Origin of the sequence: Citrobacter sp. Cpo045 (genome assembly GCF_030332875.1) — a bacterium.
Classification (GTDB): Bacteria; Pseudomonadota; Gammaproteobacteria; order Enterobacterales; family Enterobacteriaceae; genus Citrobacter; species Citrobacter portucalensis.
Window position 1 is genome coordinate 431,858 of the sequence record NZ_JAOWGZ010000103.1, and the last position, 24,293, is coordinate 456,150.

At 52.4% G+C, this 24,293-nt stretch carries 23 protein-coding genes; 14 read left to right on the plus strand and 9 right to left on the minus strand.

Going from position 1 to position 24,293, the window contains the following annotated elements; all coding sequences use genetic code 11:
• Positions 1 to 21: 21 nt before the first annotated feature.
• A complete protein-coding gene (clpS, locus tag OGY13_RS18090; RefSeq protein WP_003036810.1) occupies positions 22 to 342 on the minus strand; it encodes an ATP-dependent Clp protease adapter ClpS in 321 nt (106 codons plus the stop codon).
• Between the two features lie 323 nt (positions 343 to 665).
• Between clpS and cspD the strand changes: the two genes are divergently transcribed.
• Positions 666 to 890 carry a cold shock-like protein CspD gene (gene cspD / locus OGY13_RS18095; RefSeq protein WP_003036813.1) on the plus strand — a complete coding sequence of 75 codons (225 nt, stop codon included), beginning with the start codon at positions 666 to 668 and terminating at the stop codon, positions 888 to 890.
• A 74-nt stretch (positions 891 to 964) separates the two neighbouring features.
• On the opposite strand, the gene macB is transcribed toward cspD, so the two are convergent.
• Complete coding sequence (gene macB, locus OGY13_RS18100) at positions 965 to 2,911, minus strand: macrolide ABC transporter ATP-binding protein/permease MacB (RefSeq protein WP_213752586.1); 1,947 nt, start codon at positions 2,909 to 2,911, stop codon at positions 965 to 967.
• On the minus strand, positions 2,908 to 4,023 hold the full coding sequence (gene macA / locus OGY13_RS18105) for a macrolide transporter subunit MacA (protein ID WP_071444783.1): 1,116 nt from the start codon (positions 4,021 to 4,023) through the stop codon (positions 2,908 to 2,910). The genes macB and macA overlap by 4 nt, the downstream gene beginning before the upstream one ends.
• 159 nt (positions 4,024 to 4,182) lie before the next feature.
• On the opposite strand from macA, the gene OGY13_RS18110 reads away from it, so the two are divergent.
• Entirely contained in the window at positions 4,183 to 5,130 is a 948-nt protein-coding gene (locus OGY13_RS18110) for a VirK/YbjX family protein (protein ID WP_048234957.1), read from the plus strand.
• Here the strand turns inward: OGY13_RS18110 and OGY13_RS18115 are convergent.
• Positions 5,127 to 6,785, minus strand: a complete 1,659-nt coding sequence (locus tag OGY13_RS18115; RefSeq protein WP_003834292.1) for an ATP-dependent endonuclease — start codon at positions 6,783 to 6,785, stop codon at positions 5,127 to 5,129. The genes OGY13_RS18110 and OGY13_RS18115 overlap by 4 nt on opposite strands.
• 371 nt (positions 6,786 to 7,156) lie before the next feature.
• On the opposite strand from OGY13_RS18115, the gene aqpZ reads away from it, so the two are divergent.
• From aqpZ to OGY13_RS18140, 5 genes are all read left to right on the plus strand, one after another.
• On the plus strand, positions 7,157 to 7,852 hold the full coding sequence (aqpZ, locus tag OGY13_RS18120; protein WP_003840208.1) for an aquaporin Z: 696 nt from the start codon (positions 7,157 to 7,159) through the stop codon (positions 7,850 to 7,852).
• A gap of 268 nt (positions 7,853 to 8,120) precedes the next feature.
• Positions 8,121 to 9,020 (plus strand): LysO family transporter, encoded by a 900-nt coding sequence (locus tag OGY13_RS18125; protein WP_181510746.1) that lies wholly within the window; start codon positions 8,121 to 8,123, stop codon positions 9,018 to 9,020.
• Between the two features lie 155 nt (positions 9,021 to 9,175).
• Complete coding sequence (hcp, locus tag OGY13_RS18130; RefSeq protein WP_008785224.1) at positions 9,176 to 10,828, plus strand: hydroxylamine reductase; 1,653 nt, start codon at positions 9,176 to 9,178, stop codon at positions 10,826 to 10,828.
• A 10-nt stretch (positions 10,829 to 10,838) separates the two neighbouring features.
• Positions 10,839 to 11,807 (plus strand): NADH oxidoreductase, encoded by a 969-nt coding sequence (gene hcr / locus OGY13_RS18135; protein ID WP_213752585.1) that lies wholly within the window; start codon positions 10,839 to 10,841, stop codon positions 11,805 to 11,807.
• A 179-nt stretch (positions 11,808 to 11,986) separates the two neighbouring features.
• Entirely contained in the window at positions 11,987 to 13,603 is a 1,617-nt protein-coding gene (locus tag OGY13_RS18140; protein WP_213752584.1) for an FAD-NAD(P)-binding protein, read from the plus strand.
• 69 nt (positions 13,604 to 13,672) lie between these two features.
• On the opposite strand, the gene OGY13_RS18145 is transcribed toward OGY13_RS18140, so the two are convergent.
• Positions 13,673 to 14,107 carry a DoxX family protein gene (locus tag OGY13_RS18145; protein WP_213752583.1) on the minus strand — a complete coding sequence of 145 codons (435 nt, stop codon included), beginning with the start codon at positions 14,105 to 14,107 and terminating at the stop codon, positions 13,673 to 13,675.
• Positions 14,108 to 14,260: 153 nt separating this feature from the next.
• On the opposite strand from OGY13_RS18145, the gene poxB reads away from it, so the two are divergent.
• The 4 genes from poxB (at position 14,261) to OGY13_RS18165 (ending at position 19,688) form a co-directional block, all read left to right on the plus strand.
• A complete protein-coding gene (gene poxB, locus OGY13_RS18150) occupies positions 14,261 to 15,979 on the plus strand; it encodes a ubiquinone-dependent pyruvate dehydrogenase (RefSeq protein ID WP_032943955.1) in 1,719 nt (572 codons plus the stop codon).
• 155 nt (positions 15,980 to 16,134) lie between these two features.
• The gene (ltaE, locus tag OGY13_RS18155) at positions 16,135 to 17,136 is read left to right on the plus strand and encodes a low-specificity L-threonine aldolase (RefSeq protein WP_048234951.1); all 1,002 of its coding nucleotides are present in this window, start codon (positions 16,135 to 16,137) and stop codon (positions 17,134 to 17,136) included.
• 10 nt (positions 17,137 to 17,146) lie between these two features.
• Positions 17,147 to 18,577, plus strand: coding sequence for an SDR family oxidoreductase (locus tag OGY13_RS18160; RefSeq protein WP_191215579.1), 1,431 nt, complete (start codon positions 17,147 to 17,149; stop codon positions 18,575 to 18,577).
• A 97-nt stretch (positions 18,578 to 18,674) separates the two neighbouring features.
• Entirely contained in the window at positions 18,675 to 19,688 is a 1,014-nt protein-coding gene (locus tag OGY13_RS18165; protein WP_060683559.1) for a 3-beta-hydroxysteroid dehydrogenase, read from the plus strand.
• 100 nt (positions 19,689 to 19,788) lie between these two features.
• On the opposite strand, the gene OGY13_RS18170 is transcribed toward OGY13_RS18165, so the two are convergent.
• From OGY13_RS18170 to cspE, 4 genes are all read right to left on the minus strand, one after another.
• Positions 19,789 to 20,619: an N-acetylmuramoyl-L-alanine amidase gene (locus tag OGY13_RS18170; RefSeq protein ID WP_008785229.1), complete on the minus strand. Its 831-nt coding sequence runs from the start codon at positions 20,617 to 20,619 to the stop codon at positions 19,789 to 19,791.
• Positions 20,616 to 20,939, minus strand: a complete 324-nt coding sequence (locus OGY13_RS18175) for a heavy metal-binding domain-containing protein (RefSeq protein WP_001160725.1) — start codon at positions 20,937 to 20,939, stop codon at positions 20,616 to 20,618. Before OGY13_RS18175 ends, OGY13_RS18170 begins: the two co-directional genes overlap by 4 nt.
• 204 nt (positions 20,940 to 21,143) lie before the next feature.
• A complete protein-coding gene (gene ymcF, locus OGY13_RS18180) occupies positions 21,144 to 21,332 on the minus strand; it encodes a cold shock small protein YmcF (RefSeq protein WP_071692589.1) in 189 nt (62 codons plus the stop codon).
• A 10-nt stretch (positions 21,333 to 21,342) separates the two neighbouring features.
• On the minus strand, positions 21,343 to 21,555 hold the full coding sequence (gene cspE, locus OGY13_RS18185; RefSeq protein ID WP_213752582.1) for a transcription antiterminator/RNA stability regulator CspE: 213 nt from the start codon (positions 21,553 to 21,555) through the stop codon (positions 21,343 to 21,345).
• 520 nt (positions 21,556 to 22,075) lie between these two features.
• Here cspE and OGY13_RS18190 point away from each other — a divergent pair.
• The 3 genes from OGY13_RS18190 (at position 22,076) to artI (ending at position 24,293) form a co-directional block, all read left to right on the plus strand.
• Entirely contained in the window at positions 22,076 to 22,591 is a 516-nt protein-coding gene (locus OGY13_RS18190; RefSeq protein WP_003834409.1) for a lipoprotein, read from the plus strand.
• Between the two features lie 225 nt (positions 22,592 to 22,816).
• Positions 22,817 to 23,545, plus strand: coding sequence for an arginine ABC transporter ATP-binding protein ArtP (artP, locus tag OGY13_RS18195; protein ID WP_003027295.1), 729 nt, complete (start codon positions 22,817 to 22,819; stop codon positions 23,543 to 23,545).
• Between the two features lie 16 nt (positions 23,546 to 23,561).
• Positions 23,562 to 24,293: an arginine ABC transporter substrate-binding protein ArtI gene (artI, locus tag OGY13_RS18200; RefSeq protein ID WP_003027298.1), complete on the plus strand. Its 732-nt coding sequence runs from the start codon at positions 23,562 to 23,564 to the stop codon at positions 24,291 to 24,293.

Genomic DNA, 24,293 nt, shown 5'->3' on the forward strand with positions numbered 1-24,293 from the left:
CCCCAATGTTTATGCCTGCATTCAGGCTTTTTCCAGCGTACACAGCAACGGATGCTCGTTCTCCCTCGCATATTTGTTCACCATCGCTACTTTGGTTTCAGCCACTTCGGCAGTGAACACACCGCAGATAGCTTTGCCTTGATAGTGAACTGCAAGCATCAGTTGCGTTGCACGTTCTACATCATAAGAAAAGAATTTTTGTAACACGTCAATAACAAACTCCATCGGAGTGTAATCATCATTGACTAATATCACTTTATACATAGATGGCGGTTTTAGCGCGTCGCGCAATTTGTCTTCCGCCAGCAGATCGAAATCCAGCCAGTCGTTCGTCTTACCCATTGTCAGTCGTCATCTTCAGTTACGGTTTCCGGCAGAAAATCTTGCCGCTGACAAGCAGCCTATGCGCACAATCAATCTACCTCAAGTATTAGATAACTATCATCTATTAGTGCCATCCGCGACATCTGTCACATAACCGACAATAGCGTTAACTGCTTCAAATTTTGATGCATTTTTACCCTATTCCGTCTGCATGGCGCTTGACGCCCCGCCTGATTTCTCTAAATTGTAGTCTCGAGAGTTGGCGAGGTTTTGAACAGCCCCCACTCCGCCACCGGTTCATTCCATCTTACTTATATAAGATTTACGAAGGATGTCGAAGTATGGAAACGGGTACTGTTAAGTGGTTCAACAACGCCAAAGGGTTTGGTTTCATTTGCCCCGAAGGCGGCGGCGAAGATATTTTCGCCCATTACTCCACCATTCAGATGGATGGTTACAGAACGCTAAAAGCCGGACAGTCTGTCCAGTTTGATGTCCACCAGGGGCCAAAAGGCAATCATGCCAGTGTCATCGTGCCTGTCATTGAAGCAGAAGCTGTCGCATAGCTCTTCTGTCTCATTGTGTACATCCCGCAGTCAAAATGCCAGCCCTTGCGGCTGGCATTTTTATCTCTGTGGCATTATTCCCGCGCCAGAGCATCTACCGGATCCAGACGTGCCGCATTCCGCGCCGGTAGCCAGCCAAACAACACCCCGGTTGCAGTCGAACACAGAAACGCCGTCAACAGCGCGACGGGTGAAAATCCAATTTCCCAGCCCGGCAGAAATAGCTGTAGCGTAAAAGCGATCAGCATCGACAGGCTAATGCCCAACGCGCCGCCAACCAGACACACCAACACTGCTTCAATTAAGAACTGTTGCAGCACGTCACTGGCGCGAGCGCCAACCGCCATACGAATGCCAATCTCACGCGTTCGTTCGGTTACTGAAACCAGCATAATATTCATCACGCCAATCCCACCGACCACCAGCGAAATCACCGCCACCAGCGTCAGGAAGAGTTGTAATGTACGTGTGGTCTTTTCGGCGGTTTTCAAGATGCCGTCCATATTCCAGGTGAAGAAATCCTTCTTGCCGTGGCGCAACGTCAACAGTCGGGTCAGTTGCTGTTCGGCCTGGGCACTGTCAAAACCATCCTTCACTCGCACGGTGATCGAGTTCAGCCACGACTGTCCCATAATGCGCCCGGACATAGTGCTATAAGGCAGCCAGACACGCAGGATCTTGCTACTGCCAAACATCGACTGTTTCTCTTCTGCAACACCAATCACCGTGGCAGGCATATTCCCCACCAGCACGACTTCGCCAACAACTTTCGCTTTATTGGGGAACAACTGACGACGGGTATTGCTGTCGAGCACCACCACCTGAGCGCGCCCCGCCAGTTGCTCGGCGTTAAAGGTGGTCCCTTCGCTAAATGTCATGCCATAGACGTTGAAATAGTCGCCGCTAACGCCATTAGCACTGGCAGCAACATCGATATTGCCATAGCGTAACCGCAGGTTCTTCGACACCGCAGGCGTTACTGAACTGACCCAGGGCTGCTTCTGTAGCGCCGTCAAATCGTCATACTTCAACGCCTGTTGATATTGCGGATCGTCGTCGCCGAAGTCTTTGCCTGGATAGATATCAATGGTGTTAGTACCTATAGCGCGAATATCTGCCAGTACCAGTTGTTTAGCCGCATCGCCTACCACCACGATCGACACCACCGAAGCAATACCGATAATGATCCCAAGCATGGTCAGTAGCGTTCGCATTTTATTCGCGGCCATTGCCAGCCAGGCCATGGTAAGCGCTTCACGAAAACCGCTGACAAACTGGCTCCAGCCGGATGCCGTTTTCACCGTTGGCTCCGCGATATCGCGTCCGCCAGAGGGGTTCTGTGGCGGTGGATTGCGCACAATCTCGCCGTCACGAATTTCAATGACCCGTTCGGCCTGCGCGGCGACCTGGCTATCGTGAGTAACGATAATTACCGTATGCCCGCGATTGCGCAGCTGATGCAAAATCGCCATCACCTCTTCGCCGGAATGGCTATCCAGTGCACCGGTGGGTTCGTCGGCAAGAATAACCTGCCCCCCGTTCATCAGCGCACGCGCGATACTGACCCGCTGCTGCTGACCACCGGAAAGCTGGGAAGGTTGATAGTCAACCCGGTCACCCAACCCCAGCCGCTGGAGTAATTCCTGCGCACGCGCCAGGCGCTGCTTACGTTCAGTGCCCGCGTAGACCGCCGGTACCTCAACATTTTGTGCGGCGGTTAAATGCGACAGCAGGTGATAGCGCTGGAAGATAAAACCAAAATGCTCACGACGGAGTTGCGCTAGCGCATCGCTATCCAGCGTAGAGACATCGCGTCCGGCAACCCGATACGTACCGCTGGTTGGCTTATCCAGACAGCCGAGAATGTTCATCAGCGTCGATTTACCCGAACCCGACGCCCCGACAATCGCCACCATTTCCCCGGCCTGAATGCTCAAGGATACGTCCTTCAACACCTCAACCTGGCCTTCGCCTGACGGATAGCTGCGGCGGATATGGCTCAGCTCAAGCAATGCTGTCATTTTGCAGCTCCAGCGTTGCCCTCACCGGTAATGACTTCATCCCCCTCTTCCAGCCCTTTCACGATCTCCACATCGGTGTCATTACGCGCGCCGATAACCACTTCACGTTCGCGGGTTTCGCCGTTACGCAGCAACCTGACGTTATAACGATTATTGCCGATAGGATCGCCCAGCGCCGACAGCGGGATGGTCAGGACATTTTTGACATCAGTGAGCTGGATATGGACCTGCGCGGTCATATCCAGGCGCAGGATCCCTTTCGGGTTGGGAACTTCGAAGCGGGCATAGTAGAAAATCGCATCATTCACTTTCTCTGGCGTCGGGAGAACATCTTTGAGCTTACCTTCGTAGCGCGTCTGCGGATCGCCCAGCACGGTAAACCAGGCCTTTTGCCCCGGATGCAGGTGAATTACATCAGCCTCAGAAACCTGCGCTTTCACCAGCATGGTGCTCATATCCGCCAGGGTCAGAATGTTAGGTGCCTGCTGGGCGGCAATAACGGTTTGCCCCTGCAGGGTAGTAATTTGTGTTACTTCGCCAGCCATTGGCGCAACGATGCGGGTGTAATCAAGATTGGTTTTCGCCGTATCGAGAGAGGCCTGATTACGCTTAATTTGCGCGTCAATTGTGCCAATTTGCGCCTGTTTGACCGCCATTTCGGTGGCCGCCGTGTCGAGATCCTGCTGTGAAACGGCCTGAGTTTTCGCCAGCTGTTGTTGGCGGGAGAGAGTGACCCGCGCCAGCTTCCACTCAGCTTCGGCTTGTAAACGCTGGGCGCGCAATTCCATTAGCGTCGCTTCAACCTCTTTGATTTGGTTTTGCGCCTGTTCAGGATCGATAACACCGAGCAACTGATCTTTTTTCACTTTATCGCCAATCGCGACCGACAGCGTTTTTAACTGCCCGCTGACCTGCGCCCCGACGTCAACTTTACGCAGCGCATCCAGCTTACCGGTCGCCAGCACGCTTTGTTGCAGATCGCCAGGACGAACAATTAATGTTTGATACTGAGGTAAAGGCGCATTAAGCGTTCGCCAAAGTGCAATTGCCGCCACAATAAGGACGACGGCGAACAGAAAATAGCGTTTTTTGATTTTTCCCTTGAGCTTCATAAATGTCCCAATTCCCCCAATACGCCCACCAGAGTGGAGTGCTAAACATCAACGTTAAATAAATCGCCGTTGAAAAGCGCAAGAATAACAGAGTTATTGATGAATGGTTAAGATCCGCTGTGCTGAAATTAGTACAAAGGTATCAATCGGATTTATATTATGAGCCAGCTAACTGAAAGCACTTTTCTTTCCACCAAACCAGTCACGCGTTTTGGCCTTTTTTTCAGCCTGAGCAGCGGTCATTTACGGCCCGCACATTGCTGGGATAAACGGAGCTTTCGTCGTAAGTTTATCTGGCGTTCATTATTGATACCCCGCCTCACTCAGGAATGGATGACTGAACTGGCCCAATGGCCGGATCTTGGCCCCCTGCTCGCCCGTCAACCCCGACTGCCGGTTCGTTTGCACCGTCCTTATCTTGCGGCAAACTTCTCCCGCAAAATGCGTTTAGATGCGGTGCGTTTTCATTACCATTTTATCCGCCACGCATTCTTACCCGCTGAATTTAACGCCTTATTAAGCAATGACGGCTTACATCTGGCGCAAACCGAAGGTAAAGACGGCGATATATTTACCATCACCATGATGATGTTTCCGGTACTGGATAAAGAGGGTGAAGCCACCATTCAGGTGCGCAATGGTGACGGAGACGTGCTAACTAAAATGACGTTTACGTTCTGCGAATATAATGGGAAAAGGACATTATTTATTGGCGGTGTGCAGGGCAATGCGCAACTACCGCACGAAGCAATCCAAAAAGCGACGAAGTCCTGCCATGGAATTTTCCCAAAACGTATTGTGATGGAAACCATTTGCCGTTTAGCCGAACAGTTGAATATTGAAAAAGTTATGGCTGTAAGTAATGAACAGCATATCTTTCGCAGTCAACGCTACCACGATAAAAACAAGGTGATCCATTCTGACTACAACGCTTTTTGGGAGTCGGTTGGCGGTGAGTGCGACAGCAACGGGTACTACCATATTCCGCGCACGCTGGCGCGAAAAAGCGAGGCGGATATTGCGAGCAAAAAACGCGCAGAATACCGCCGCCGCTATCAGCTACTGGACAGCATCCATTCGCAGCTGTCGTCGATGTTTCGCCACTAATCCGCTCTGCCGCGTGCCAGCCACAGCACGCGGGAAAACATTTTTCGCAGCAGCGTTGGCACCGCATCAACGCCCCGCCGCCCGGCTTCCATCGCCACCTCAATGGCCAAATCCGGTTTTGACGAACGATGTATCGCCTTGGAGATTATTTTGCGCATATTCATAGGCACATTCTCCGGAATTTGCGCCACCCGGTGAAAGACGTCAGCAAATCCCTGGCGATACATAAAGTGTTCCATATCCAGCGCGGGGAGCATGGTCAAATGCTCACGCTCTTCCTCTCTGTCGTCATTCAATAAGCTACGTACCGTGGCCGCGTACTTTTTCCCGGCTTCATCGCCATCGACCAGCACATGCCACTCTATCCCCATCCGGCGGGCGAATTTAACCAGCGGCTTAAGACCGGACTGGGCAAATTCAATGACTTTAATCCCTTCTGCATCAAAGTGATGTCCGCACTGGCGGGCCAGTTCGTTAATAACCCAGGTTTCCGTTTCACCTTCCACCAGCAGCCAGCAGCGGGCAAACAACGATGACGCACGATTAAAACGAATATGAAATGCGATTCGCCGACCATCTTCTGCACTGATCCCACCCGGCCCAAGCCGCCAGGCAGCGACACGGGATGATTCACGTACCAGACGAACAACATGCTCAACAGGCGTAAGGGACAGCAGCTCACCGGAGTTGGTGGTCGCCACTCGCTGCAGAGGCAGTAAATTCAACAAGTGCCAGGCCACCGACAGCATGATGGGATGTAAACGCGTTTCCGGATCTTCCACCAGCAGTAAAGGTCGGGCGTCTTTATCCAGCCTTAGCGTGCCTTTGGCCTGCAACAAGGTCGAAAAGAGGCCCAACAGAATAACCCGGTGCGTACGTCCGCCGGGTTTATCAATCATGCGGTTAATAATGTCCAGATAGCGCCAGCTTCGTTGTTCGTTATTGGAGCGACGGCGCATCAGACGGTAGCGGGACTGGCCAGCCCCCTGCTCGGAAAAATAGTGCTCCAACAACTGAACCATGGCCGATAACCCCTGACGGATCTGCCCGTCGGTCAGGTTTTGCGGCCGGGTAGCCAGCTCACGCGCCAGAAAATCCAGTTGGCGGGCGGTGACTTCGACATCCGCCGAGTCCGGCACGGTACCGTTGCGGATCCGTCGCATAAATCGCGCGTCGCGCAGACGCAGTACCGGCATCAGACGCACAAGGTGGCGCGCCTGATCGTTAATGTCATCGAGAGGTAATGGATGGCCGTCGCCATCAAGAAAACTGCGCAAGGTAAGAACGCTACCGTCATCCGCACACTCGCCTTCCAGGCGATAAAAAATGCGGTGATAGCCATCCTGGCAAGGCGTCCAACTGGCTTCCAGAGGACGATAGCGACGCACCCGGTGACGACCTGGTTGGGATTCACGAAACGTCAGGATAATGTGCAGGTGGTGTTCCCGGCCCTGTATATCACCCGGCGGGAACCAGAAATCCTCGCGGACAAAATGATACAAGTCTGACTCCGGCGACAGCAGCAGGGTCAAGGCATCCAGCAGACTGGATTTACCCCACGCGTTCTCCCCAATCAGCACGTTGCTCTGCTCCAGCATCAACGACAGACGGTTAATACCGCGAAATCCAACAATCTCAACGCGTTCGAGAATCATATAGCCTCCGGAAATGCTAACTTTTTCCTTCAAGTTATCAGGAGTATAACGGCAAGCGGGCGCTCAGGACACCCGATATCAATCTGGTGTGAATCGCAAAAGCAAAAAAAATAAGAATATTCTTCTTATGTTTTCTCCCGAATATAATTTCAGAACTTAATCATCGTCCTTTCGCTAATTGAACTATGCTTCATTCACCCAAGATTCAAAAAGGAATCGCAACATATTGCCTTAAATCAAATTTTTTCATCAATTTAACTGGCGAAGGGATGATATTTTTTTCTAAAATACCCGCTCTTTCATCATCGTCCCTTTTAGCGATGAATTACCGGGCAAGGAACACGAACCCGGAACTTTTAATTGAGGTGGTTATGTTCAGGAAATTAGCAGCTGAATTCTTCGGTACGTTTTGGCTCGTTTTTGGTGGGTGCGGTAGTGCAGTGCTGGCAGCCGCATTCCCGGAATTGGGAATTGGATTTGCCGGTGTCGCGCTGGCATTCGGCCTGACAGTATTAACCATGGCATTCGCTGTGGGTCATATTTCAGGTGGGCATTTTAACCCGGCGGTAACCTTCGGTTTATGGGCTGGCGGTCGTTTCCCGGCAAAAGATGTTATTGGTTACGTTATTGCTCAGGTTGTGGGCGGTATTGTTGCAGCTGCGGCACTGTATCTTATTGCCAGCGGTAAAGCAGGTTTTGATGCAACGGCCAGTGGTTTTGCTTCGAACGGCTTTGGTGAACATTCACCAGGCGGTTATTCCATGCTTTCTGCCGTCGTCATTGAAATTATTCTGACCGCAGGTTTCTTATTAGTGATCCACGGCGCGACCGATAAACATGCTCCGGCAGGTTTTGCACCTATCGCAATTGGTCTGGCGTTAACACTGATTCACTTAATCAGTATTCCGGTCACCAACACCTCCGTAAACCCGGCACGTAGTACCGCAGTAGCCATTTTCCAGGGCGGCTGGGCATTGCAACAATTGTGGTTCTTCTGGGTCATGCCGATTATCGGTGGGGTTCTCGGCGGTCTTATTTACCGCACCCTGCTCGAAAAACGCGATTAATCGCTAACAAAAAGGCCTGGCGAAAGTCAGGTCTTTTTGTTCCTCTCTATATTTCCTTTTATTTGCAACTTTACTCCCCTCTTTGCATTGAGTAGTGTGTATACCCGTTATACTTCAAGTTGCAGATGTGTTGACTGCGCTCGCTCCCCCCAGTCACGTACTTATGTACGCTCCCGGGGATTCACTCCCTTGCCGCCTTCCTGCAACTTGAATTATTTAGGTTATAGTGACGCATTTCGTCTTACTTCTCAGCAAGGATCTGATTTTCATGTTTTCAGGGCTGTTAATCATTCTGGTTCCCCTTATTGTGGGCTACCTTATTCCGCTCCGGCACAGGGCTGCATTACAACTTATCAATCGCCTGTTAAGCTGGATCGTCTACCTTATTCTCTTTTTTATGGGTATTAGCCTGGCGTTTCTGGATAATCTCGCCAGCAACCTGTTAGCCATTCTTCATTATTCTGCGGTCAGCGTGACGGTCATTATACTGTGTAATATTGCGGCGCTGTTCTGGCTGGAGCGTTCGCTGCCCTGGAGACACAACCACAAGCAAGAAAAGCTCCCCTCGCGAATTGCAATGGCGCTTGAGTCGCTTCAGCTTTGCGGCGTCGTCGTCGTCGGTTTCCTGCTCGGCCTCACTGGGCTTCCCATTCTGCAGCATGCCACCGAAGCCAGCGAATATACGTTAATCTTTTTACTGTTCCTGGTGGGGATTCAACTGCGCAACAGCGGCATGACCTTAAAGCAAATTGTATTGAACCGTCGTGGGATGATCGTGGCCGTCGTCGTCGTCGCCAGTTCGATGCTGGCGGGGGTTATCAATGCCTTGATCCTCGGTCTACCGCTGAAAACCGCGCTGGCGATGGCATCAGGTTTTGGCTGGTATTCCCTGTCCGGTATTCTGTTAACCGAATCGTTCGGGCCCGTAATTGGTAGTGCCGCCTTCTTTAACGACCTGGCCCGTGAGCTGATCGCCATTATGTTGATTCCAGGAATGGTGGGCCGCAGCCGCTCTACCGCGCTGGGATTATGCGGCGCGACATCAATGGACTTCACCCTGCCCGTTTTACAACGCAGCGGCGGTCTGGAAATGGTCCCGGCAGCCATCGTCCACGGCTTTATTCTGAGTCTGTTAGTACCTCTGCTGATGGCGTTTTTCTCCGCCTGACGCCGGGACAAATACCTCTCTGGCGGTAGTCAGCTACCGCCAAAATTGCGCTAAATCAATCTCCCTGCAAGTAGTAGCAGAAATCCCTTTTATCCCTTCGCGCACAGGCATAACCTTAAACATGTATATCAAATATAACTTTAAAAGGTGTGACCATGTTTTGTGTGCAATGTGAACAAACCATCCGTACTCCGGCAGGAAACGGCTGCTCTTACGCGCAGGGTATGTGCGGTAAAACGGCTGAAACCTCCGATTTGCAGGATCTGCTGATTGCTTCCCTACAAGGTCTGTCTGCATGGGCTGTTAAAGCACGTGAATACGGCATCATCGACCATGAGGTTGATAACTTTGCGCCGCGTGCGTTCTTCTCCACGCTGACTAACGTTAACTTCGATTCCCCGCGTATTGTTGGCTATGCCCGTGAAGCTATCGCCATGCGCGACGCCCTGAAAGCGCAATGCCTGAACATCGACGCGAACGCAGCGGTCACCAACCCGATGGCCGATCTGCAACTGGTCAGCGACGATCTGGGCGACCTGCAACGTCAGGCCGCTGAATTTACCCCGAACAAAGACAAAGCAGCCATTGGCGAGAACATTCTCGGCCTGCGTCTGCTGTGTCTGTACGGCCTGAAAGGTGCGGCAGCTTACATGGAGCACGCGCACGTTCTCGGTCAGTACGACAACGAAATCTACGCTCAGTACCACAAAATCATGGCATGGCTGGGTACCTGGCCTGCCGATATGAACGCTCTGCTGGAGTGTTCAATGGAAATCGGCCAGATGAACTTCAAAGTGATGAGCATTCTGGACGCCGGTGAAACCACCAAATACGGTCACCCAACCCCGACTCAGGTCAACGTAAAAGCGACCGAAGGTAAGTGCATCCTGATCTCCGGTCACGACCTGAAAGATCTGTACAACCTGCTGGAGCAGACCGAAGGTACTGGTGTTAACGTTTATACCCACGGTGAAATGCTGCCGGCGCACGGCTACCCGGAACTGCGTAAGTTCAAGCACCTGATCGGTAACTACGGCAGCGGCTGGCAGAACCAGCAGGTAGAGTTTGCCCGCTTCCCAGGTCCGATCGTCATGACCTCTAACTGCATCATCGACCCGACCGTTGGCGCGTACGACGACCGTATCTGGACCCGTAGCATCGTCGGTTGGCCGGGTGTGAGCCACCTCGAAGGCGACAACTTCGGTCCGGTTATCGCTCAGGCACAGCAGATGGCTGGCTTCCCGTACAGCGAAATCCCGCACCTTATCACCGTAGGTTTCGGTCGTCAGACCCTGCTGGGCGCTGCTGATACCCTGATCGACCTGGTGAGCCGCGAAAAACTGCGTCACATCTTCCTGGTTGGCGGTTGTGACGGTGCACGTGGTGAACGTAACTACTTCACCGACTTCGCCACCAGCGTGCCGGATGACTGCCTGATCCTGACCCTTGCTTGCGGTAAATACCGCTTCAACAAACTGGAGTTCGGAGATATCGAAGGCCTGCCGCGTCTGGTGGATGCTGGTCAGTGTAACGATGCTTACTCTGCCATCATCCTGGCGGTAACCCTGGCTGAGAAACTGGGCTGTGGCGTGAACGATCTGCCACTGTCTCTGGTGCTCTCCTGGTTCGAACAGAAAGCGATTGTTATTCTGCTGACCCTGCTGTCTCTGGGCGTGAAAAACATCGTCACTGGCCCGACTGCACCTGGTTTCTTCACACCGGATCTGCTGGCAGTTCTCAACGAGAAATTTGGTCTGCGTTCCGTGACCACCGTTGAAGAAGACATGAAGCAACTGCTGAGCGCGTAAGGAGTAAAGAATGACAATGCCAACTCATCAGTGCCCATGGCGGATGCAGGTTCACCACATCCATCAGGAAACGCCGGATGTATGGACAATTTCGTTGCTATGCCACGATTATTATCCTTACCGCGCCGGGCAGTATGCACTGGTCAGCGTACGTAATTCAGCGGATATGCTGCGTGCTTACACCATTTCTTCAACGCCGGGCGTTAGCGAGTACATCACGTTGACCATCCGCCGGATTGACGATGGCGCAGGTTCACAGTGGCTAACCCGCGACGTGAAGCGCGGCGACTATATCTGGCTGTCGGATGCAATGGGTGAGTTCACCTGTGAAGATAAAGCGGAAGACAAGTTCCTGATGCTGGCCGCCGGCTGTGGTGTCACGCCAATCATGTCAATGCGTCGCTGGTTGGCAAAGTACCGCCCACAAGCGGATGTACAGGTAATCTTTAACGTTCGCTCGCCGCAAGATGTCATTTTTGCCGACGAGTGGCGCGAATATCCGGTGACATTAGTTGCTGAAAACAATGCCACAGAAGGTTTTGTTTCCGGCCGACTGACGACTGAACTGCTGAAAAGCGTACCGGATCTGACCTCGCGTACCGTGATGACCTGTGGCCCGGCACCGTATATGGATCTGGTCGAGAAAGAAGTCAAAGCGCTGGGTGTGACGCGCTTCTTTAAAGAGCAGTTCTTCACACCTGTTGCCGAAGCCGCCACCAGTGGCCTGAAGTTTACCAAGCTACAGCCGGCGAAAGAGTTCTACGCGCCGGTGGGCAGTACGCTGCTGGAAGCGCTGGAAAGCAACAAGGTTCCGGTTGTCGCCGCATGCCGTGCAGGTGTTTGCGGCTGCTGCAAAACCAAAGTGGTTGACGGTAACTACACGGTCAGCAGCACCATGACGCTGACCGACGCAGAAATCGCTGAAGGTTATGTGCTGGCTTGTTCCTGTCATCCGCAGGGTGATTTAGTGCTGGCGTAATTGGCCGGTATCTGATGTGCAAAAGGCTGCCTGGCTGTACCGGGTGGCCTTTTTTTATGCTGTCAGGCGTTGCAAAATTCTGATGTTTTCACTCTCCCCGCAAATTATCGACCACACTTACCCTGCGCAGATTAAACATAATCCCCGACTAGCACGTCGAACTTTCTACAAGGATCCCCATGAAAAAAGTGGCTATTGTCGGCGTCGGTCCCACCGGGATTTATACGTTTCATGCCCTGGTTGAGCGCGGTGAACCGCTGGAAATAGAGCTTTACGAGCAAGCTGAAGAGGCGGGCGTTGGCATGCCTTACAATAGCGACAACAACGCAGACCACATGCTGGCAAATATAGCCAGCATTGAGATCCCGCCGATCTATATCAGTTATCTGACGTGGCTTCAGAATCAAAGTGATGACTATCTGGCCCAGTTTCAGATTAAACGCGCGTCTTTGCATGAGCGGCAATTTTTGCCCCGCGTGATCCTCGGCGACTATTATCGCGATCGTTTTTTAGCCATTGTCGAGAAAGCGCAACAAGCCGGTTTCACGATTCGCGTACATGAATCAAGCGAAGTCACCGACCTGCGAGCAGACCCGAATGGGGTTTCTTTGTGGATCAACCACGCGTCACAACCCGTTGAGGTGGATTTCGCCGCTATCGCCACTGGTCATCTGTGGCCTGAAACGGATGCTCAGGAACGCAAATTTTTCCCCAGTCCGTGGACCGGTCTGATGGACGCGCAGATTGGTGCTTGCCGGGTAGGGATTCTGGGCACCTCGTTAAGTGCTATCGACGCCGCGATGGCTGTGGCCAGTCAGCATGGCACCTTCACTACCAATACCGACCATTCACTGCAATTCACACCTAAATCCGACAGTCAAAACCTGAAACTAACCCTGATGTCGCGCAGCGGGGTACTGCCTGAAGCGGATTTTTACTGCCCCCTTCCGTATGAATCGCTGAATATCGCGACGCCAGAAGCAATTGAAGATGCCATTGCCCATGGACAAAACGGATTACTGGACCGCATCTTTCAGCTTATGGCGCAACAACTGCAAGACGCAGCGCCAGGCTGGTGCCAACAGGTGGCGCTTGCGACGCTTAACGCCGACACGTTCCCCGAAGTCTATTTCGCCGACAGGCTCAGACATGACCCTTTTGACTGGGCGAGACGTAACCTGGTAGAAGTTGAGCGCAACAAGCAAAAACAACATACCGTCGCCTGGCGCTATACCTTGCTGCGCCTGCACGAGGTTATCGAGGAGATAGTCCCTCATCTTGATACCCGCGACGAAAAACGTTTCAGGCGCGGACTGGCGCGGGTATTTATTGATAACTATGCGGCAATCCCGTCAGAGTCAGTTCGCCGACTGCTGGCGCTGCACGAAGCCGGGCTGATTGAGATCCTCGCGCTCGGCACAGATTATGAGCGCATGAATGAACAGGAAATGACGGTAATTTCCCACCACGGTCAGCGCTGCGAATTTGATGTGTTTATTGACGCCCGAGGACAACGGGCATTGCAGAGCAAAGATATCCCGTTCCCAACACTACGCGATCAACTGCTGGCCTGTGGCGATGAGATCCCGGATATCGGCGAAGATTACACGCTGCAAGCGCCGGAAAACGCCCGCAATCGCATCGCTTTTGGCGGGCTGCCGTGGTTGATGCACGATCGTCCGTTTATTCAGGGACTGGTGGTCAGCGCTGAAATAGGCGCCGCGATGGCAAGGGCATTGACGCAGCGAGCGCTGAGACGTCGGCACAAACTATGGAACAGTGACGACATAGAGTAGCGACAAATTGAACGACGAGGCGGAGCAATGCTACGCTTTCCCGCCTCGGTATAGACTCTCAGATGGTAACTATCGCCAGGCAGAATTCCCGGCAACGGAGTAACGCCCCGCCCCCAAAAACGCCACGGCCAGCGCGCCGATAAAGAAATAAACCAGACTTTCAATCGCCCATGCACCGGTTTTATCCAGTGTCCAGGTTTCGCCTATCCCGACCATCAGCCATGCCACAACCATCGTAAACGCCAGCCCCAACGCCGCCGGACGCGTCAGGATGCCAAGAATAATCAGGCACGGTGCCACGACCTCTCCCAACAGAACGCCATACGCAATAAAGCCAGGGAAACCTTTCGCTATCAACATACCGCTGATGCCATCAATACCCGCAAAGAGTTTATGCAGCCCATGAAACAGCATCAGCCCACCGACGGCAAAGCGTAACAATAACTTGCCAAAATCTTCGTGAGTCAGTACTCGGTTAACTGAATTTAATAGTTTTATAACCATTTGAATTTATTCCTTGTTTCACCATGTCCAATAACAAACTACGCTTAATACAGGTTAAATGAAACCTGCCGGAAATAAGGGGGAAATGAGAAGCATAACTATTATCTTCATCTAAACTTGTAACCGGTATCACATTAGAGGAGAAGGAAAACCATGAAACAAACGGTTGCCGCTTTTATTGCTAAAACACTCGAACAGGCTGGCGTAAAACGCATTTGGGGTGTAACGGGTGACTCACTTAATGGTCTGAGTGACAGTCTGAATCGTATGGGAACAATTGACTGGATGCCAACCCGTCATGAAGAGGTTGCAGCCTTCGCTGCGGGTGCTGAAGCGCAGTTGACGGGCGAACTGGCCGTCTGCGCAGGCTCGTGCGGGCCAGGCAACCTGCACCTGATCAACGGGCTGTTTGATTGTCACCGTAACCACGTCCCGGTACTGGCAATCGCCGCGCATATTCCCTCCAGTGAAATAGGCAGCGGTTATTTTCAGGAGACCCACCCGCAAGAGTTGTTCCGCGAATGTAGCCACTATTGCGAGCTGGTTTCCAGCCCAGAACAAATCCCACAGGTGCTGGCAATTGCCATGCGTAAGGCGGTGCTCAACCGTGGCGTTTCCGTGGTGGTTTTACCCGGTGACGTGGCGCTAAAACCTGCACCTGAAAGCGCCACCACGCACTGGTATCATGCGCCGCTCCCGGTGGTGACTCCACAAGAAGAAGAGCTGAGAAAACTGGCGCAACTGCTGCGCTACTCCAGCAATATCGCCCTGATGTGCGGTAGTGGCTGCGCCGGTGCGCATAAAGAACTGGTTGAGTTTGCGGCTAAAATCAAAGCGCCGATTGTTCACGCCCTGCGTGGTAAAGAGCATGTTGAGTACGATAACCCCTATGATGTGGGTATGACCGGGCTGATTGGCTTTTCATCCGGCTTCCATACCATGATGAATGCCGACACGTTGATCCTGCTTGGCACCCAGTTCCCCTATCGCCCGTTCTACCCCACCGACGCCAAAATTATTCAGATTGATATCAATCCGGCGAGCATTGGCGCGCACAGTAAAGTTGATATGGCGCTGGTAGGCGATATTAAATCTACGTTACGTGCCCTACTGCCGCTGGTGGAGGAAAAAACCGAGCGGCAGTTCCTGGACAAAGCGCTGGAGCACTATCGCGAGGCGCGCAAAGGGCTGGATGATTTAGCCAAACCCAGCGATAAAGCCATTCACCCGCAGTATCTGGCGCAGCAGATCAGCCACTTTGCCGCTGACGATGCCATCTTTACCTGCGACGTTGGTACGCCAACGGTGTGGGCAGCACGCTATCTGAAAATGAACGGCAAACGTCGTCTGCTCGGATCGTTTAACCACGGGTCGATGGCGAATGCTATGCCGCAGGCACTCGGTGCACAAGCTACAGAACCAGGACGCCAGGTTGTAGCAATGTGCGGTGACGGCGGCTTTAGCATGCTGATGGGAGACTTTCTGTCGGTTGTCCAGATGAAGCTGCCGGTGAAGATTATTGTCTTCAACAACAGCGTGCTGGGATTTGTCGCAATGGAGATGAAAGCGGGCGGTTATCTGACCGACGGCACTGAACTGCACGACACCAACTTCGCGCGGATTGCCGAAGCCTGCGGCATTACAGGCATTCGCGTGGAAAAATCCTCAGAGGTTGATGAAGCGCTACAAAGGGCGATGTCGATTGACGGCCCAGTGCTGGTCGATGTGGTCGTGGCGAAAGAAGAGCTAGCGATCCCGCCGCAGATCAAACTCGAACAGGCCAAAGGTTTTAGCCTGTATATGCTGCGTGCAATCATCAGTGGACGCGGTGATGAAGTGATCGAACTGGCGAAAACGAACTGGCTCAGGTAAAACATCCTTATTAAATCACACACAAAATCATTCATGATGCATCAAGGCGGCTAGCCCGAAAATCCCCAGGAGCATAGGTATACTATGTGACTGGGGTTTAAGGGTGCGGCCAACGCCGAGACAGCTTGAAGGATGAAGTGTAATAAGGAGACACCATGATTGATTTACGCAGTGATACCGTCACCCGGCCGAGTCGCGCCATGCTGGAAGAGATGATGGCAGCCCCGGTCGGGGATGACGTGTATGGAGACGACCCTACCGTTAACGCCCTCCAGCAATACGCCGCAGAGCTTTCTGGTAAAGAAGCCGCTATTTTCTTACCTACCGGTACTCAGGCTAACCTGGTGGCGCTGCTCAGCCATTGTCAGCGTGGCGAAGAGTACATTGCCGGCCAGGGCGCGCATAACTATCTCTACGAAGCAGGTGGCGCAGCGGTGCTCGGTAGCATTCAACCGCAACCTATCGACGCAGCACCGGATGGCTCCCTGCCTCTGGACAAAGTAGCTGCAAAAATCAAAGTGGACGATATCCATTTTGCCCGCACCCGCTTGCTCAGCCTGGAAAATACCCACAACGGCAAAGTGCTGCCGCGCGAGTATCTGAAAGACGCCTGGGAATTCACCCGTGAGCGTAATCTTGCCCTGCACGTCGACGGCGCACGTATTTTTAACGCCATCGTCGCCTACGGCTGTGAACTTAAAGATGTCACGCAATACTGTGATTCGTTCACCATTTGCCTCTCCAAAGGCCTCGGTACCCCCGTTGGTTCACTGCTGGTCGGCAGCCACGAGTACATCAAACGCGCTATTCGCTGGCGCAAAATGACCGGCGGCGGAATGCGTCAGGCCGGTATTCTGGCAGCGGCCGGGCTGTATGCGCTGAAAAATAACGTGGCGCGTTTGCAGGAAGATCATGACAACGCCGCCTGGATGGCGGAGCAGCTGCGCGAAGCAGGGGCGGACGTCATGCGCCACGACACCAATATGCTGTTTGTTCGCGTTGGCGAAGAGCACGCTACCGCGCTGGGCGAGTATATGAAAGCGCAAGGTGTGCTGATTAACGCCTCCCCGATTGTGCGCCTGGTGATGCACCTGGACGTATCACGTGAACAACTTGCTGAAGTCGTCGCCCACTGGCGCGCTTTTTTAACCCAATAAGGAGATGGGCGTGCCGCAACGGATTTTGGTTCTTGGCGCCAGTGGCTACATTGGTCAGCATTTGGTACAGGCGCTCAGTCAGCAAGGGCATCAGGTGTTGGCTGCGGCACGTCGCATTGAACGGCTGGAAAAGCAGCAACTGGCCAATGTCAGTTGCCACAAGGTCGATTTGAATTGGCCAGATAACCTCACCCCGCTGCTGACGGGTGTTGATACGGTTTATTATCTGGTTCATGGTATGGGCGAAGGCGGTGATTTTATCGCCCACGAACGTCAGGTGGCGATGAACGTGCGCGATGCGCTGCGTAATACGCCAGTTAAACAGCTTATTTTCCTGAGCTCATTGCAGGCTCCCCGGCATGAACAATCCGAGCATCTGCGTGCGCGACAGATAACTGCAGACACCCTGCGCGAGTCAGGCGTGCCAATGACGGAATTGCGCGCGGGCATTATCGTGGGAGCGGGTTCCGCTGCCTTTGAAGTCATGCGCGATATGGTTTACAACCTGCCGGTTCTCACCCCTCCACGCTGGGTACGCTCGCGTACCACGCCTATCGCGCTGGAGAATTTAATGTACTATCTGGTGGCATTGTTGGAAAATCCCACACAGCATCACCGCGTCCTCGAAGCCGCCGGGCCGCAGGTGTTGAGCTATCAGGAACAGTTCGAGCATTTTATGGCGGTCAGCGGTAAACATCGCCTGCTCATCCCCATCCCCTTCCCTACCCGCTGGATTTCGGTCTGGTTTTTGAACGTCATTACGTCAGTGCCGCCAACCACGGCCAAAGCGCTGATCCAGGGCTTAAAACACGACCTGCTGGCCGATGACACCGAATTACGTGCGCTGATCCCACAAAAACTGATTGCCTTTGATGACGCGGTGCGCAGCACGTTGAAGGAAGAAGAGAAGCTGGTCAACTCCAGCGACTGGGGTTACGACGCACAGGCGTTTGCCCGCTGGCGTCCAGAATATGGCTATTTCGCCAAACAAGCTGGCTTTAGCGTTGAAACCTCTGCCAGCACAAAAGCGCTGTGGCAGGTTGTGAATCGACTCGGCGGCAAAGAAGGCTATTTCTTTGGCAATATTCTATGGAAGACGCGCGCGGCGTTGGACCTGCTGGTCGGCCATAAGCTGGCAAAAGGTCGTCCCGAACACCCACTATTGCAAGTTGGCGACACCGTTGATAGCTGGAAAGTCATCATCGTTGAGCCGGAGAAACAGCTGACGCTGCTGTTTGGGATGAAAGCGCCGGGACTGGGTCGCCTGAGCTTCACACTGGAAGATAAAGGCGATCACCGGCGCATTGATGTACGCGCGTGGTGGCATCCGCACGGTATGCCTGGCCTCTTCTACTGGCTGTTGATGATCCCCGCCCACCTGTTCATTTTCAGGGGGATGGCGAAGCGTATAGCCAAACTTGCAGAACAAATCACAGACTAATGATAAAAAGAGCCTGTATTCTTTCATGTTTCCCATTGCATACAGGCGTAATTCACGGAAGAATGCGCACGACGTTTTTTAAACACAGTGGATTGATATGAAGGTACTGGTTACCGGAGCCACCAGCGGCTTGGGCCGAAACGCGGTTGAGTTTTTATGCAGCAAAGGCGTCAGCGTCAGAGCCACCGGTCGCAACGAAGCGATGGGCAAGCTGCTGGAGAAAATGGGCGCAGAGTTTGTGCATGCGGATTTGACCGAGCTGGTTTCTTCGCAGGCAAAAGTGATGCTTGCCGGCATTGACACGCTGTGGCACTGCTCCAGTTTCACCTCTCCGTGGGGAACTCAGGAAGCTTTTGATCTGGCCAACGTTCGTGCTACCCGCCGTCTGGGCGAGTGGGCCGTAGCCTGGGGCGTACGTAACTTTATTCATATCTCTTCTCCGTCGCTGTATTTTGATTATCACCATCATCGCGATATCAAAGAAGACTTCCGTCCCCATCGCTTCGCCAACGAATTCGCCCGCAGCAAAGCGGCTGGTGAAGAGGTGATTGCGCTGCTCGCCCAGGCCAACCCGCAGACTCGCTTTACTGTCTTGCGCCCACAAAGCTTGTTCGGACCTCACGATAAAGTCTTTATTCCCCGCCTCGCCCATATGATGTACCACTACGGCAGCATCCTGTTGCCGCACGGCGGGAGTGCGCTGGTGGATATGACCTATTACGAGAACGCGGTTCACGCGATGTGGCTGGCGAGTCAGCAAGCCTGCGATAAGCTGCCGTCGGGTCGCGCGTACAATATAACCAACGGTGAACATCGCACCCTGCGCAGTATTGTGCAGAAACTTATCGACGAGCTGAATATTGATTGCCGTATCCGCTCCGTGCCCTACCCGATGCTGGACATGATTGCCCGCAGCATGGAGCGCTTAGGCAATAAATCGGCGAAAGAGCCAAAGCTTACGCATTACGGCGTTTCGAAGCTGAATTTTGACTTTACGCTGGATACCAGCCGCGCCCAGGAAGAGTTAGGTTATCAGCCCGTTGTGACGCTGGATGAAGGGATTGAGCGTACCGCGGCCTGGCTGCGCGACCACGGTAAGCTGCCGCGTTAGGCTGATAGCCATTGCAGGGTGGCGGCACAAGCGCCACAAAAACCTGCCAAATTAACCGTAGGCCTGATAAGCGAAACGCCATCAGGCATTGGTGTCTGCGTTAACCCTGCCCGTATTTCTCCAGTAACGCTTCGGCAATCGCCTGCGTTTCCGCGTCCGCCACGCCATTCCACAACGTCGAGCGGAAGTGCATCTGGAACGCCATAATCACCCGCTGCTGTTCACGCGGCGTCATCTCGGGTTTTACCTCATAGCCATAGCGTGACAGCAGATCGAGCAATGACGCGGTTTCTACCGGCGTATGGGGCGCTCGTCCGGCGAGATAAAATGCCACACGCTGAGCATCCGGCCATGCGCCAATGCCCTGAGCGGCCAGTGCTTGCCACGGAAACAGCGGACCGGGATCGTCCTTACGCTGCGGCGCAATGTCTGCATGAGCCACCACGTTTTGCGGTTTTATGTCGTAGCGGGCGATGATATCTTTCGCCAATGGGATTAACGCCTGAATCTGCGCGGGCTCAAACGGCGCAAAATACTTGCTGCCCGCCGATTTTTGCCAGCCGCGGTTTTCCAGCTCAATACCAATTGAGGTATCGTTAATACGCGTAGCGCCGCGCCAGAAGCTAATCCCCGCATGCCAGGCCAGATCTTTTTCCGGCACCAGTTGCCAGATACGCGGTTTACCATGGTAAAGCGGCGGCACTGCGGGGATCAAATAGTGTGAACTGACGTTTTTATCGGTCAGCGTAGCCAGGGAAGAGTCAAAATCATCGGCCGTGTAATGGATAACCAGTACTTTAATGCGTGGATAAGCAGCCTGGGCCTGACGGCGGGTATCTAACTGATACCCGTCTTTGTCGACAATCCCTTTTTCGCCAGCACATCCCACCAGCAACAGCGTAAATGCCAGCAGACACAACAGACGTTTCATCGGCGAGTTTTCACCGCGGTACCGCTGACGCTCACCATCAGCATGCTACCGTCTTTGCCTACGGTTTCGTAATCGATATCGATACCGACCACCGCATCAGCACCCAGCGCTTTCGCCTGTTCGCCCAGCTCCTGAAAAGCAATTTCACGCGCTTTACGCAGCTCTTTTTCATACGCGCCGGAGCGACCGCCAACAATATCGCGAATGCCGGCAAAAAAATCGCGGAAGATATTCGCGCCTAAAATGGCTTCACCGGTAACAACACCGCAGTATTCCACGATGCTCTGTCCTTCCAGCGTAGGGGTTGTCGAAAACTGCATGGTTAATCTCCTTTTTGCGCTAAGAGCACAATCTCAAAAGCATTATCAAACCAATACACTATGACACTCAAAGGAAAGCCCGCCAAATAAAACTGCTATCCTTGTTGATGTGTAGCGGTTTCAGGTGGTGCATTTTTTATTTTTATTTGACTGGCAAGCCGCCAGAAATAAAAAAGCCCCCAGATGTTTGGGGGCCTGAAGTTATTATTTTCTGAAATCTAATGGCGCCTGGCCGGACTGAATGTACATTGCTACGTTATCAAATGTAATCATTTTTGATTTACAAAAAATACATTTTGCCCCGAATGGATTTCCTTCAGTAACATCAAAGGTTGATGTTCTGTATTGGGAACCATGGCAACATGGACAGCGAAAGTGAATATGATTAGTAATAATAGTTACCTCAAAGCGCCACAACATTAATTGCGGATGGACCTTTAGGTCCCTGCTCCACACCGAATTCGACTTTCTGGTTTTCATTCAGCATCTTAAACTCATTACTTTGAATCGCTGAGAAATGGACAAAGACATCTTTGCTGCCATCTGCAGGCGTAATGAAGCCAAAACCTTTTTCAGGATTGAACCATTTAACTAAACCAGTCATTTTAGTAGACATATATTTATTCCTTAATTTGAGCCTTTCGGCAAGCTTGGTTTTTATGACAGAAACTTCGTAGTGCTTAATGAAGAGACTCAAAGAGGGGATAAACGGATTACACCTGAAAATGAGAACTGCTTGAGTAAACTACTTTGTATATCGTCTGTTATTCAAACCGACTGGATCATTAACGCACGGGCACCGAGATTAAGCAACTCTTATTTTAGCCATCCGGAGTCCCTTATAGCCAACAACACGGCATGAGTTTTGTTTAGCCAGGCGTAAAGCGCGGCAAATGGAACATGCAAATGCTCAGATGGTCTATACAGTATAAGAAGCATGAATGGCCGCCAACGCCCCGTTGCAGGTTGATATACTAAAGCTGAAGCTGGCAACGAGCGCCACCAACATGCTTCAGGTCGGGTGTCCGCGAATTTGCTTTAGCAAAAACAATGTGTTAATCGATCATACAATCTTTAGTGAGACCGAATTGTTCATCGTAGAACACAATTAGTAGGAAGCTTATAAGGAAATCATTATGCGCTATTCGAAACTCTCTCTGCTGGTTCCATGTGCACTACTTCTCAGCGCCTGTACGACCGTGACGCCGGTCTATAAAGATAACGGCACGCGTAGTGGTTCATGCATAGAAGGTGGGCCAGACAGCGTGGCTCAACAATTCTATGATTACCGTATTCAGCATCGAAACAATGATATTACCGCCCTTCGTCCGTACCTGAGCGACAATCTGGCTAAACTGCTGACCGATGCCAGCCGTGATAATGCACACCGCGATCTGTTTAACAGCGATCCGTTCTCCAGTCGCGCTACGTTACCAGACAGCGCCAGTGTCGCCAGCGCATCGACTATTCCGAATAGTGATGCACGCAACATTCCACTGCGCGTAGAGCTGAAACAGGGTGACCAAAGCTGGCGTGATGAAGTGCTGATGATCCGTGAAGGTCAGTGCTGGGTCGTTGATGATGTACGCTATCTGGGCGGCAGCGTACACGCGCCAGCCGGGACGCTGCGCCAGTCTGTCGAAAACCGCTAACCGCCCCATTCACCCGCTTAAATCATAACCCCCATAAATTGTCTGGCATTCTGCATAGAATGCCGACATTTATTCTTGCCCACTGGTGGCCCCGCTATTTTGTGCTATGTTTAGAGAAGAATGCGGTTTGCATTTAACTTTTAACGCATAAATATTGCATAACTATTCTGTCAAAGGTAGTATCTGCGGCTTCAATAGCTATCAGACTGCCAGTATCGAGTGTCAATGAGTATTCAATTAAACGGCATTAACTGCTTCTACGGCGCACATCAGGCGCTGTTCGATATCACGCTGGATTGCCCTCAGGGTGAAACACTGGTGTTACTTGGCCCAAGTGGAGCCGGGAAAAGCTCGCTGCTGCGCGTACTCAACCTGCTTGAGATGCCGCGCTCAGGCACGCTCTCTATTGCGGGCAACCGTTTCGACTTCACGAAGACCCCGTCAGATAAAGCCATTCGGGATCTGCGTCAGAACGTGGGCATGGTCTTTCAGCAATATAATCTCTGGCCGCATCTCACGGTTGTGCAGAACCTGATTGAAGCGCCCTGCCGCGTACTGGGTCTGACAAAAGAGCAAGCGATGGCGCGCGCCGAGAAACTGCTGGAACGTCTGCGCCTCAAGCCTTACAGCGATCGTTACCCATTACATCTTTCCGGTGGCCAGCAACAGCGTGTGGCCATTGCCCGCGCGTTGATGATGGAGCCGCAGGTGCTGCTGTTTGATGAACCGACCGCCGCGCTTGACCCGGAAATTACCGCCCAAATCGTCAGCATCATTCGCGAACTGGCGGAAACCAACATTACTCAGGTGATCGTCACCCACGAAGTGGAAGTTGCACGTAAAACGGCCAGTCGTGTGGTGTATATGGAAAACGGTCATATCGTCGAGTTTGGGGATGCGAGCTGCTTTGCCAACCCGCAAACCGAAGCGTTTAAAAACTATCTTTCTCACTAAGATTCGGGACAATACAATGAAAAAAGTTCTGATTGCCGCGCTAATCGCAGGTTTTAGTCTTTCCGCTACCGCAGCCCAAACCATTCGTTTCGCCACCGAAGCGTCTTATCCTCCGTTTGAATCTATCGATGCGAATAACAAGATCGTAGGTTTTGACGTTGATCTGGCAAACGCGCTGTGTAAAGAGATTGACGCTACTTGTACCTTCACCAATCAGGCTTTCGACAGCCTGATTCCGAGCCTGAAGTTCCGTCGTTTTGACGCGGTGATGGCCGGTATGGACATCACGCCTGAGCGTGAAAAACAGGTGCTGTTCACCACCCCTTACTACGACAACTCTGCGCTGTTTGTGGGCCAGCAGGGTAAATACACCAGCATCGACCAGCTGAAAGGTAAAAAAGTCGGCGTTCAAAACGGTACCACGCACCAGAAATTCATCATGGATAAACATCCGGAAGTGACCACTGTGCCGTATGACAGCTACCAGAATGCCAAACTCGATCTGCAAAATGGTCGTATTGACGGCGTCTTTGGTGATACCGCAGTAGTAACCGAGTGGCTGAAAGACAATCCTAAGCTTGCCGCGGTTGGTGACAAAGTGACGGATAAAGATTACTTCGGTACAGGTCTGGGCATTGCTGTGCGCCAGGGCAATACCGAGCTGCAGCAGAAATTTAACGCTGCGCTGGAAAAAGTGAAGAAAGATGGGACTTACGAGACCATCTACAACAAATGGTTCCAGAAGTAA